Below are 12,598 nucleotides of genomic sequence, written 5' to 3' on the forward strand. Positions count from 1 at the left end.
GGCGGTTTACTCTCCCGACTCACCATATTTAAATTTAATAAGATTGCGGCGTTCTTTTTTATCCGGACGCCGGTCCGGATGAGATACGTTCTGCGCATTGATCTTGCGCGCCGCGGCCAATTTTTCCCGTTTGGCCACGCTGGCGGGCGTTTCTTGGTAAAACTGCTGGGCTTCACTGGCGGGACGCCGCTGTACCGTTAGCGTCAGCGCCACCACGGTGCGTTCATCGTCGCCCTGGCGCAGCGTGATTTCCGCTCCGCTCTCCATAATCTTGCCCGGTTTGGTGCGCTGCCCGTTGTAATGCACCTTGCCGCCTTCCACCATTTCCCTGGCAATGGCGCGGGTTTTATAAAACCGGGCCGCCCACAGCCATTTATCAAGCCGGACGGCTTCATCCCGTTCGTCGTTATCCGCATGTTTCATATTGCCTCCAGACTACGCCGTGCCGGCAAACGTCCGCATCAGTTCGGGTATCAAGCTTCGATAATCATCCAGCGAGGCATGGCGTTGATAAACCTGCGCGCCCAGGCCGGAGTCCGGATGGGTTACGCCCAGGCAGTAGCGAATGCCAAAGTCATCGGCCGCATCGAGTATGGTTTCCCCATCATCGATAAACAGGGTGCGCGCCGGCGTAAAGCCGGCATGGCGCTGCACCTGCTGCCATAACCGCCGATCTTCCTTGGGATAACCAAATATGTGGGTGGAAAGTAATAAATCAAGGTGCTGATTCAAACCCGTATGCGCCATCTTGACCGCCAGCCCCTGTGGATGGGCGTTGGTGAGTAAAATCGTGCGCAGGCCGCATTGCTTTAACGCCGTGAGCAACGGCAGCGTATCGTCGCGCAGGCGCACCGTATGCCCCAGTTCGGTGGTCATGCGGTGAATATCCAAATCCAGCCGCTGGCTCCAGTAATCGAAACAGTACCAGTCAAGGGTATGCCGTACCGCCAGATACTCTTCCAGGATGAGCGCCCTGGCCTGTTCCAGGGTAATTCCCCGGCGCTGGCTAAGGCATGCGGGCACATGCTGTAGCCAGAAATGGTTGTCGAAAGCGAGATCCAGCAGGGTGCCATCCATATCCAGGATCACCGTATCCACATGGCGCCAATCGATAGCAGGTGACATAGCGTTATCTCCAGACGAATGCGACAGCTAGCGTAGCGCCTTTACCGCGGCATCCGGCATCGAGGGGTTAAAACAGCTTTCATAATAGCGCTGTATATCCTGGGCGCGGTGGCGGCTTTTACCCAGGCGGATAATCAGCAGGACGACGTTCACCAGCGCACTGACGATTACCACCAGCAGCAGCAGGGTAGTGCCGAGATAGCGCCAGACGGTAATGACATCCGGCTCGCTGTGCAGCGAGATATGGCGGGTGCCGTTGGCATCAACGCTAAGATTGGTAATGACGCCCTGCGCCCGGAATGGGGTATGCAATAGCATGGAGGAGAGATGCTGCAATCCGCGCCACTGATCCAGACCGCTGGAATTATATAACGAACTGGTCGGCAGCGGGTGATCGACCAATAATTTACCTTCGTCGCTTTGGATCAAAAATCCCCCGGGGGAGGGGCTATTGAGCGCATTGATCGCCAGACGGGTTTCACTGGTGAAAAACGAGGAAGTCGCGGTGGCAACCAGATTTTGCAGCGTTTCCGCGCTTACCGGCCGCAGCAGGACATTCACCCCTTTGAGCGCGCCGTTGCGCGCCCGTTTCACCAGCGTCGGCCAGTCGCGGGCGTTGGCCAGATTCACCAGCGCGGTTTTCAGCCGCAGGCAGGCGCCGTCCTCATGGCAAAGATCCTGGGTTTTCAACACAATATCCGCAAAGTCATCCAGCAGGATCATCCCCGATTTTTGGATCGCGCTCGCCAGCCCCGGATTGATTTTGGGATCATTGTCCAATTCGGGATGCAATTGGGTGTTGACGGTATTGAGCAATACCATGGCTTTATCCACCGCTTCCGACTCCGGCAGCGGCAGCGGTTCGGCGTTATTCCAATAAATACTGGCGCAGTCGAAAGGGATAAACGGGTCTTTCGCGCCGGACGTGAGGGTCGTATCCACATAGCACATGCCGGAACCCTGCGCGTGCAGCGTATCGCCGATGCGTAGCTGCGCGTTCTGCAGCGTATTGACATCCAGCGCCTGGATATCCTGCGCCCCTTTCAGCCACGCCATGCTGAGCGTCAGCGGCAACGTGAGCGGGACATAGGTCAGCAGCAGGCACAGTATCAACAAGGAACTGCCGAACAGCACGCCGTTTTTGCCCCAGCGCTGGAGCGGGAAGTGCACCATCTCGTCATGGAGGGACAGATATTTGCCCTGGCGCACCACCTGGCGGTTGACGTAGATATCAACGTTGGTTTTTTTACCCATGTCATGGTTGATAAACGGCAGCCAGTGGGCGGGGTAGGTTAAATCAATAATGCCCAGCGAGATCGTATTGATGCGGTTTTGATCGGACTCGCCGAACAGGCCCCAGCGCTTGGGGGTGCCGCGCAGGCAATGCACATCCTGCCGGGCTCGCTCGGATGGCCGCCGGAACAAACGCCAGCCGCCCCAAATAATCAGCAGCGCCGCGGTAGCCACCAGCCAGGGTACCGCCAGCACCGGGGCCAGCAGGCTCACGAACAGCAGCAGCAGGGACAAGCTCAAAATGGCGGCTTCACGTATCCCGGACGGGCGATTTACCGCATATTCCTGCACGGTTTCCTTACGGATATCGATCAGCTCGACCTGCTCGGTTTCCTGCTCGCGCATGGACGAATTCGGTACTACCTGGGGCGGGGTGCTGGCCGGCGGTGCGGCATACATATAATCCACCAGCGAGTGGCCGTTAAGCGCAATAACCAGCGGGATACTGGCGGTTTTTATCAGCTCGACGTGATTATCTTCCGCGATATATTGCTCCCATAACGGCGGCAGATGCACTTCGGTGCTATCAAGGTAATAACGCCATTTATGCGGGGCATCGGTGGCCAGGCCATAGCGGGTGATGGCATGGGTAACCGCGTAGACATTTTCGCTTTGCGTCGTCAGCGCCAGGAGTTCGAAGCCCTGAGTTGGCGGCGCGGCGAGCGGGGAGCTGAATTGCAAATGTTTATTAAGCTGGAAATATTGCTCCACCGCCTCGCGTTCCGCGGCGTTCATTTTGCGCGGCACCGGGTGAAGCGTCGGCAGGCGTTTAATAGAGGCGGGGATAAGGCGTTGGCGGTACAACCGGTAAGCGATGAACGCGATCGCGCAGGTTAACAGTACGGCCAATACAATTGCTATTGTGCTCATGCCATCCCCATCGACCTACGAACCCAAAAAATTACGATACATCAAGAAGATGCTACGTACCCGGCAACCGGCGTTTTGCCGCGGTCGTCATCACTCGCGCCATTTCGGACAAATGACGCGCGCATTGGTTTACTTGACCAGACCTGCAGGATAAGGCAAAACAATTATCCATGTTGAAATAGGGTAGCAATCCAAGCTCGTGTGATATATCGGTATTTTCCTATTTTAATCTTAATTCTTTTTTTTTCTTGCCTTGGGATAGCATTTGATTACGGTCTGCAGTGCAGATTCTCATTTATGTGCTATGCAATCAAGTTCATTAGTCTTCATCGCCATCTCGGCGGCGGCGTAGCGGCGGTATCATGGGATAATGGCAGCGGCGTTTGTTGCCTGAACCTGTTGTTTCTGCCAATAGGCGGTTATGCTGTTACGTGTATTTTGTCAGCCCCGGGACATCTATGGACAAGCACCTGCAAAAACCAAAAATACATAAAATCGAGACCGTCGCCCGTTCCCGACTGTTCAACGTTGAATCCGTCGATCTTGAATTCAGCAACGGGGCGCGGCGGATCTATGAAAGAATGCAGCCTTCGGATCGCGAAGCGGTGATGATTGTGCCGATCATCGACGAGCATTTAGTGTTAATCCGCGAATATGCCGTCGGTATCGAGGACTATGAGCTGGGTTTTCCCAAAGGCCTGATCGACCCCGGAGAAGATATCCTGGAAGCGGCGAATAGGGAATTAATGGAGGAGGTCGGCTTCGGCGCCCGGCGCATGGAAATTTTAACCAAGCTCACCATGGCGCCTTCCTACTTCTCCAGCAAAATGAATATCGTCGTGGCCCAGGATCTTTATCCGCAGCAGCGCCAGGGGGACGAACCGGAACCTCTGCCCCAGGTCCTCTGGCCCATCGCCACCATGATGGACTTACTCAATGAACCGGATTTCAGGGAAGCGCGCAATGTCAGCGCACTGTTCCTGGCCCATGCCTGGCTGATGCAAAAATAAAAAAAAGCGGATGTCCATGACATCCGCTTTTTGCGGGAGGAAAGGCTGGCTCAGAATAATTCGTGCGATTCGCCGTTATCCATCATCGTGGTGCCCACCTCATGAACCACCCTGTCTTTTGGCTGCGTACCATCGATAAAGTATTCTTCGCGGCTATTGCCGCTGCCATCGGATAGCTTGCCGCTGCTCTTGTCGATGCTCACGGTCACGATCCCCGGGGGCGGGGTGGTTTTTTGCTCCGGCAAGCCTTCCAGCGCCACCTTCATAAAATCGTCCCATGCCGGCTGGGCGCTCTTCGCCCCGCCTTCGCCGCCGGAAATCTGATCGGCGATGGCGCCGGATGCCGAGGCCCGTCCCAGATTGCGGCGATGGTCGTCGAAACCAATCCAGACCGAGGTGACGGTTTGCGGACCGTAACCGGAGAACCAGGCGTCTTTCGAGTCATTGGTGGTACCGGTTTTGCCGCCGATATCATGCCGCTTGAGATCTTTACCCGCCCGCCAGCCGGTGCCCATCCAGCCCGGTTCGCCGAAAATATTGCTGTTGAGCGCGTCGTGAATCAAAAACGCCAGCGGCGTGCTTATCACATGGGGCGCATACAGTTGGCCGCCATCCGCCGCCGCCTGGGCCGGGGAGACGGTTTCCAGGCGCGGCATCGGGACGCTGGCGTTATTGTCGGGCTGGCGCGATATGGCCACGTTTTCCATGCTGTCGTCGGACAACACGGCGGACTTATTGGTATCGCCGTAGATAACCGGCAAATTGCAGGTATCGCATACCACTTTCGGCTTGGCTTCGAACAGGGCATTACCCGCTTCGTCCTCGATTTTGGTAATCAGGTAGGGATCGACCAGGTAGCCGCCATTGGACAGCACCGCATAGCCGCGCACCAGTTGCAGCGGCGTAAATGACGCGGAGCCCAGCGCCAGCGATTCGGTATGCACGATATTCTGCGCGGGGAACCCGAAGCGCAGCAGATATTCGGCGGCGTAATCCACTCCCATGGCGCGCATGGCGCGTACCATCATCACGTTTTTCGACTGCCCCAGCCCCTGACGCAGGCGAATCGGCCCGTCATAGGTGGGCGGCGAGTTCTTGGGCCGCCAGTCGGAGCCGGCGCCCGCATCCCAGCGGGAAATCGGCACGTCGTTGAGGATGGTGGCCAGGGTGAGGCCCTTGTCCATGGCGGCGGTGTACAGGAAGGGTTTGATATTGGAACCCACCTGGCGCAGCGACTGGGTCACGCGGTTGAATTTGCTCTGATTGAAATCGAAGCCGCCCACCAGCGCTTTAACCGCGCCGTTGGCGGGATCGATGGATACCAGGGCGGAGTTGACGTCCGGCACCTGCGCCAGCCACCAGACGTCGTCCACCTTGCGCACCCAGATTTGCTGGCCGGGTTGCACGACATCGGTGACCTTCTTCGGCGACGGTCCTTGCAGCGTGTCGGTTTTAAATAACCGCGCCCAGCGCATGCCGGCCATGGGCAGGGAGACGTTGCTGCCGTCCGCCATGGCCGCGGTGGCGTGATCCGGGGCGGTTTCAATGACCACCGCCGGGAACAGCGGACCATATACCGGCAGCGTTTTCAGCGTATCGACGATATGTTTCTGGTCCCAGGCCATTTCGCCCACTTTCCACAGCACGTTGCTCGGGCCGCGGTAGCCATGGCGCATATCATAATCAATCACGTTGTTGCGTACGGCGTCCTGCGCCGCCAGCTGGAGCTTTTTGGTGATGGTTGTATAGACCTTGTAACCGTCGGTATAGGCGTTTTCCCCGTAGCGTTTCATCATGTCCTGGCGCACCATTTCAGACACATAGGGCGCCGAAAAACCAATCTGCGGGACATGATAGTTGGCTACCAGCTCGCTGTTGCGGGCCTGCTCGTACTGGTCGCGGGTGATGTAGTTTTCATCCAGCATCCGGGACAGGACGAAATTGCGCCGCGACAGCGCGCGATCGTGGGAAAACAGCGGATTGAAAGTGGACGGGGCTTTCGGCAGGCCGGCGATCACCGCCATCTCGCTTAGGGTGAGCTGGCCGACATCCTTACCGAAATAGACCTGCGCGGCCGCGCCGACGCCGTAGGCGCGGTAGCCGAGATAAATTTTGTTCAGGTACAGCTCGATAATTTCATCTTTCGTCAGCATCTGCTCGATACGAATCGCCAGGAAGGCTTCTTTGATCTTGCGGATCAAGGTGCGTTCCGGGCTGAGAAAGAAGTTGCGCGCCAACTGCTGCGTAATGGTGCTGGCCCCTTGGGAAGCATGGCCGGACATCAGCGCAATGGACGCGGCGCGCATGATGCCCACCGGGTCGACGCCATGATGCTCATAGAAGCGGCTGTCTTCCGTGGCCACGAACGCGTGGACCAGATCGGGCGGTATCTGGCCAAGTTTCAAGGGGATGCGGCGCTTCTCGCCGAACTGCGCTATCAGCTCGCCGTCCGCGCTAAAGACCTGCATCGGCGTCTGCAGCTTGATGTCTTTCAGGGTCGCGACGTCAGGCAGCTGCGGCTCGATGTATTTGTACATGCCAAATATCGAGGCGGCTCCCAGCACAATGCAACACACTGCAAAGATTAAAAAATATTTTACGACCTTCACCTGAGATTTCCCATTTCATGTCATTTGGGCAGTTTATAAACAACCGCGCGCTAGTATAAAGGGAAGCCTGCATGTTGGATACGTACTTTTAATCACGGACGATAGGGAGGTCGGCAAAAATGGCATTTCGCCCCTGGCAGGTGGGTTTAGCGATCGAAAACGGCGCCTTGCGCGCGCTGGCGCTGCAACGCAGACGTCACGGCTGGCAGCTTCGCCACTGGTGGCAATACGCGCTGCCCGGCGAGCCGCCAACCGACGAAGCGGGCCCGCCGGCCGGCCTGGCGCAGGTGCTTTCGGCCTGGCGCAGGCAGCTTCCCGGTGGTATTTCATTACGCGTTTGTTTACCGGCCCATCTGGTCACTCAACGGCGCATGGCGGCGCCGGACCGGCGCTTATGCGAGCCGGAGCGGGGCTGGTTTATCGCCGCGCACGCCCGGCGCCATTTCCCCTGCGGCAGTGAAAATCTGATGCTTGATTACCGGCGCGATCCCCACCGGCCGGATACGCTGGTGGTCACTGCCGCCAGGCAAAAAATCGTGGCGCAATGGTTATCCTGCCTGTCCGAGGCGGGGCTGACGCCGCAGGTCCTGGACATTTTGCCCTGCGCCCTGCGCTACATGGCCTGTGAGGCCGGGCTAGCCCGGGACCGGCTGCTGGTGCATGCTTCTCCCCGCGGCTGGTTTTGGGTTTCGCCGCCCGCGCATGCCCTGGAGTCCGGGTTTATCGCCGCGGACGAAGCGCCGGATTTCCCAACGGTGCGCCAGCTGATCGCCGGGCGCTGCCCGGGCATCGATGAAACGCAAACCGCGTTATATTTCAGCAGCGAAACGCGGCTGGCACCGCCGGATCATACCCTGGCGTGGTCGCCTTTTGCCGCCTTGTGGCAGGCGCATCCTCCCATGCCGGCATGGCCGGCGGCCTTTGTTTTCGCCGGCGGCCTGGCCGTGCGCCGAGGGGACGCGTGATGTATCAGGTCAATTTGCTGGCATGGCGGCGGCGACGTTCGCACCGGCGCGCAGCCATATTCATGCTCGCATTGGCGCTGGAACTGCTATTGGCCGGCGGCGTCGCGGGATTGCTGACGGCGCGCTGGCGTAACGAGCAGGCCGCTCTCGCCGCGCGGCTGGCCCAGCGGCAGCGGCAGGAACAGCAGGCGGCTGAAGAGCAGCGTTGGTTTTTACAGCGCAGGGAGCAGCATCAGCGGCTGGCGCGCACCCTGCGGGCGTATCGACGGGCCGCGGCCGATAACCGCCGTTATAGCCATCTGTTGGAACAGTTGCCGTCGCTTTTGCCGCCGGGGGTATGGCTCACCCGGCTGCGCCAGCGGGACGGGCAATTGCTCGTGAGCGGTTGCTGCGAGCGCCACGGGGATATCGGCTCGCTGAGCCGCCGGCTGTCGCGGCACCCGCTGTTTACCCAAATGCGCTGGCAGGAGATCGGGCAGGGGGAGAACGGCCATTTCCTGTTTCATTTTCAAGCGGCCTGGACGCCGCGGACGGCCGGGGGCCAGGCTGCGGATCAAGTTGAATAACGCCTGGGTGTGGCGCTGGCTGGCCCGTCCATGGTGGGTACTGGCGGCGGCCCAGGCAGCGGTCGTGACCCTGCCCATGGCGGCGATCCTGCGTCATGGGCAGGGCCAGGTGGCGCAGCTGCGCGGCGAAATCGAACGTAGTGAAAATGTGCTACGCCAGCACCGGCGGGCACAGGCCGCCTTCCCGGACGCCCAGCGCCTTGATGGGGATATTGCCCGGATGACCCGGCAATTAGCGGCCTACGACACATTGCGGCGGGACCCGGGCGCCCTTATCGCCGCCATCCGTCCCGGCGATGGCGGGAAAATAGCCTGGCATGCCGCGCCCGACGGTCAGCATCCCGCTCCATGCCATTGGTCGGTGGTGGTGGTCACGGATTACCGCGGTTTATGCCGGACGCTGCAAAATCTGGCCGCGCTGGGCGGCGGGCGGACGCTGCGCTCTTTGGACGTCACGCCCCGGGAGGGCCGCCTGCGGGTGGAATTCACCCTGGCCTTGACCGCGCAACAGGAAACGAACGGCAATGAATAACCGCCGGTTGATGATAGCCCTTTTCTGCGCGCTCACTTGGTTGGCGCCGGCCAGGGCACCCGGCGCCGTTTCGCGGGACCCGTTCCAGCCGGCCGCCGGCGGATCGGGGTCATCCCGGAAAATTAAAGGGAAGGTGGGCGACGGTGAGCGCTGGCAGTTGTGGACTACCGACGAGCGGGGGCGCTGGTGTCATCTCGACCCGGGGGCGGCCGACGGGACGCCGAACCCGCCGATGGCTGGCGCAGCCGGCGGCGCGGATGGGGAATCAGGCGCCGTTCGCCAATCAGGCGCCGTGGACAAGGATGATGCAGCAACGTACAAGGACGAATAGAAATGATGCAAGGTTATGCAACAATAATGGCCCTCTCCCTGGTTTTATGGCAATTCCCGGCCCATGCCGCCAGGCAGGCAACCCCTGACGTAAAACCGGTGACGCTGGTATTCGATGATGCGCCGGTACAGCAGGTGCTGCGGGCCCTGGCGGAGCACCAGCGCCTGAATCTGGTGGTGGCTCCCGGCATTAAGGGCAACATCAGCGTCAACCTCAATGACGTCCCCTGGCAACAGGCGGTGGACCTGATTGTGCGTACCGGCCGCCTGCACCTGGAACGCCAGGGGGACGTGATGATGGTCTTCGCCCGGGATCACGACGCGCGGACCTCGCTTGCGCAACAAGATGAAGCGCTGCCGCTATGCAACCGCCTGGTTACGCTCCAGCACGCCGACGCCGCCGAGGTGGCCAAAAATATCGCGGCCATGCGCAAAACCCTCATGTCGCCCCGTGGCAGCGTAATGTTGGATAAACGTACCAATTCCTTGGTGTTAAGGGATACCGAGGCGGCATTGTCCACGCTGGCCGGCTGGATAGATATTTGGGATTTGCCGCTGGAGCAAGTGCTGATAACCGCCCATATCGTCACCATCAGCCGGGATAACCTGCGGGAAATCGGCGTGGACTGGCGGCACGCCGCCGGCACTAAAAACCGCTCCGCCGCCCTGTCGATGGATTTGCCCCTGGACAAGCATTACGCCAGCATGGGGTTTCGGCTGGCGCGCCTGAGCGGCCGCCTGCTGGAGCTGGAGCTGACCGCCCTGGAGCAGGAAAACAAAGTGGATATTCTGGCCAGCCCGCGCCTGTACACCGCCCATCAGCAAACCGCCAGCATCAAACAGGGCACCGAAATACCTTATCAGGTATCGAATGGCAAAAATAAATCTCCCTCAGTGCAGTTCAAGGAGGCGGTGTTGAGCATGGAAGTGACGCCAAAAGTGCTGCGCAATGGCAAAGTCACCTTAAATTTACGTTTGAGCCAGAACGTGCCGGGCCGGGTACTCAAACAGGGTGAAAATGAGAGCGTTTCTATCGATATGGAGGAAATCAAGACCCAGGTGACCATCGCCGACGGTGAAACTATTGTTTTGGGTGGCATTTTCCAGCATCAAAAACATCAGACCAAGGACAAAGTGCCGGTTTTATCTGAAATTCCGGTGCTTGGACATCTGTTTAAACGGCAGCGTGCGAACTATAAACAGCGTGAATTGGTTATTTTTATTACACCGACCCGAATATCGGGGTAAACTCGACTCACTCAATTTGAGCAAAATTGCGGTTTTAGCAACAAATTATGCGTTTTTTTCGCGATCGATTTGACGCTGTGCCCGATTTCGCTTACAAGGGTAACCCATTGAGCATCGCTGTTTTTGCGTCACCTGTAATTACGATAGAGATGTCGGAATTCCTCCTTGCGGTGTGAGCATCGATTTAATCGGTTGCCAAACTACCCCGAGTGTTGAGATAATTTTTCGTCTGATTCTCGCACTATCGCTCATGAGGTTTCAGTTTAGGTCCCGCCGCTAATTTGATTGGCGGGGCGGGTTGTCATTAACGAATAATCTTAGTAATACCGAAAAACATGGCAGAGAAACGCAATATCTTTCTGGTTGGGCCTATGGGTGCCGGCAAAAGCACTATTGGGCGTCAGTTGGCTCAACAACTTAATATGGAGTTTTTCGATTCTGATCAAGAGATTGAGCGGCGCACCGGAGCCGATGTAGGCTGGGTATTCGACGTGGAAGGCGAAGACGGATTCCGCGATCGTGAAGAAAAGGTCATTAACGAGCTTACTGAAAAACAGGGTATCGTATTGGCTACAGGCGGTGGATCAGTAAAATCGCGTGAAACACGTAACCGCCTTTCTGCCCGTGGTGTGGTCGTTTATCTTGAAACCACCATTGAAAAACAGCTGGCCAGAACCCAGCGTGATAAAAAACGACCCTTGCTACAGGTTGAAGCCCCGCCGCGCGAAGTGCTGGAAGCGCTGGCCAGGGAACGCAATCCTTTGTATGAAGAAATTGCGGATGTTACCATTCGTACCGACGAACAAAGTGCTAAGGTTGTTGCCAACCAGATTATCAATATGCTGGAAAGCAACTGATTTAGTGTGTAACGAGATGCCGAAAAGGTCATTAAGCACCCCATGGAGAGGATTACCGTAACACTAGGGGAGCGCAGCTACCCGATCACGATCGCAGCCGGGTTATTCAACGACCCGGCTTCTTTCATGCCGCTTAAAAACGGCGATCATGTGATGGTGGTGACCAACGACACGTTGGCGCCGCTTTATCTGAATTCAATCCGGGCGGTTCTTGAACGCGCCGGAATAGTCGTCGATCACGTTATCCTGCCCGACGGTGAGCAATATAAATCACTGAGCGTGCTCGATCAGGTGTTCACGGCGCTGCTGAAAAAACCTCATGGCCGCGACACTACCCTTATCGCTCTTGGCGGCGGGGTAATCGGCGATATGACCGGTTTTGCCGCCGCCAGTTATCAGCGCGGCGTCCGTTTTATCCAGGTCCCTACTACGCTGCTCTCCCAGGTTGATTCTTCGGTCGGTGGTAAAACGGCGGTTAATCATCCCCTCGGTAAAAATATGATCGGCGCGTTTTATCAGCCGGCATCGGTGGTGATCGATCTCGACTGTCTTAGTACCTTGCCGCCGCGCGAATTATCCTCCGGACTGGCGGAAGTCATTAAAAACGGCATTATTTTAGACTATGCTTTTTTTATCTGGCTTGAAAAACACCTGGATGAAGTGCGTGCGCTGGACGCCGGCGCGCTGTCTTACTGCATCCGCCGCTGTTGTGAACTGAAAGCCGAGGTGGTTGCCGCCGATGAACGTGAAAATGGGCAGCGGGCTTTGCTGAATTTAGGCCATACTTACGGGCATGCCATTGAAACCCATATGGGTTACGGAAACTGGCTGCACGGTGAAGCGGTTTCGGCGGGCATCATGATGGCCATCCGCGCGGCGCATCGTTTAGGCCAGTTCCACGCCGATGACATACAGCGCGTTAACGCGTTGCTGATCCGCGCCGGCCTGCCGGTCACCGGACCGGAAGAAATGCAGCCGGAGGATTATCTGCCGCATATGATGCGTGACAAGAAAGTCATTTCCGGCCGGTTACGGCTAGTGCTGCCGCGGGGCCTGGGCCAGGCGGAAGTGCGCGCCGATGTATCAAATGATATCGTATTGGCATCTATCGCCGATTGCCAGGCTTGAGTCAGGGCCGTTGCCTTTGTCCCCATTGGGGACAAAGGGGATGAAATTGATTTATTCGCATTAAC

General features: G+C 57.9%; 11 protein-coding genes. 7 read left to right on the forward strand and 4 right to left on the reverse strand.

Annotated elements, in window-relative coordinates; translation table 11 throughout:
* Positions 1-6: 6 nt before the first annotated feature.
* From hslR to ACL2XP_RS00840, 3 genes are read right to left on the reverse strand one after another with little or no spacing between them, the layout of a single operon-like run.
* Positions 7-423 carry a ribosome-associated heat shock protein Hsp15 gene (hslR, locus tag ACL2XP_RS00830; protein ID WP_413736725.1) on the reverse strand — a complete coding sequence of 139 codons (417 nt, stop codon included), beginning with the start codon at positions 421-423 and terminating at the stop codon, positions 7-9.
* Between the two features lie 12 nt (positions 424-435).
* A complete protein-coding gene (gene yrfG, locus ACL2XP_RS00835) occupies positions 436-1,125 on the reverse strand; it encodes a GMP/IMP nucleotidase (protein WP_413736726.1) in 690 nt (229 codons plus the stop codon).
* Between the two features lie 27 nt (positions 1,126-1,152).
* Positions 1,153-3,288, reverse strand: a complete 2,136-nt coding sequence (locus ACL2XP_RS00840; protein WP_413736727.1) for an IgaA/UmoB family intracellular growth attenuator — start codon at positions 3,286-3,288, stop codon at positions 1,153-1,155.
* A 458-nt stretch (positions 3,289-3,746) separates the two neighbouring features.
* Between ACL2XP_RS00840 and nudE the strand changes: the two genes are divergently transcribed.
* A complete protein-coding gene (gene nudE / locus ACL2XP_RS00845) occupies positions 3,747-4,298 on the forward strand; it encodes an ADP compounds hydrolase NudE (protein ID WP_413736728.1) in 552 nt (183 codons plus the stop codon).
* Positions 4,299-4,348: 50 nt separating this feature from the next.
* On the opposite strand, the gene mrcA is transcribed toward nudE, so the two are convergent.
* Positions 4,349-6,907: a peptidoglycan glycosyltransferase/peptidoglycan DD-transpeptidase MrcA gene (gene mrcA, locus ACL2XP_RS00850; protein ID WP_413736729.1), complete on the reverse strand. Its 2,559-nt coding sequence runs from the start codon at positions 6,905-6,907 to the stop codon at positions 4,349-4,351.
* 119 nt (positions 6,908-7,026) lie between these two features.
* On the opposite strand from mrcA, the gene ACL2XP_RS00855 reads away from it, so the two are divergent.
* The 6 genes from ACL2XP_RS00855 (at position 7,027) to aroB (ending at position 12,533) form a co-directional block, all read left to right on the forward strand.
* Entirely contained in the window at positions 7,027-7,872 is an 846-nt protein-coding gene (locus ACL2XP_RS00855) for a pilus assembly protein HofM (RefSeq protein WP_413736730.1), read from the forward strand.
* Complete coding sequence (locus ACL2XP_RS00860; protein ID WP_413736731.1) at positions 7,872-8,438, forward strand: PilN domain-containing protein; 567 nt, start codon at positions 7,872-7,874, stop codon at positions 8,436-8,438. Before ACL2XP_RS00855 ends, ACL2XP_RS00860 begins: the two co-directional genes overlap by 1 nt.
* Positions 8,431-8,970 (forward strand): hypothetical protein, encoded by a 540-nt coding sequence (locus ACL2XP_RS00865; protein WP_413736732.1) that lies wholly within the window; start codon positions 8,431-8,433, stop codon positions 8,968-8,970. The genes ACL2XP_RS00860 and ACL2XP_RS00865 overlap by 8 nt, the downstream gene beginning before the upstream one ends.
* A 333-nt stretch (positions 8,971-9,303) precedes the next feature.
* The gene (gene hofQ / locus ACL2XP_RS00870; RefSeq protein ID WP_413736733.1) at positions 9,304-10,548 is read left to right on the forward strand and encodes a DNA uptake porin HofQ; all 1,245 of its coding nucleotides are present in this window, start codon (positions 9,304-9,306) and stop codon (positions 10,546-10,548) included.
* Between the two features lie 335 nt (positions 10,549-10,883).
* Positions 10,884-11,405, forward strand: coding sequence for a shikimate kinase AroK (gene aroK, locus ACL2XP_RS00875; protein WP_131866394.1), 522 nt, complete (start codon positions 10,884-10,886; stop codon positions 11,403-11,405).
* 42 nt (positions 11,406-11,447) lie between these two features.
* On the forward strand, positions 11,448-12,533 hold the full coding sequence (aroB, locus tag ACL2XP_RS00880) for a 3-dehydroquinate synthase (RefSeq protein WP_413736734.1): 1,086 nt from the start codon (positions 11,448-11,450) through the stop codon (positions 12,531-12,533).
* Positions 12,534-12,598: the final 65 nt, after the last annotated feature.

It is taken from the genome of Sodalis sp. RH21 (genome assembly GCF_047324175.1).
Classification (GTDB): Bacteria; Pseudomonadota; Gammaproteobacteria; order Enterobacterales; family Enterobacteriaceae; genus Acerihabitans.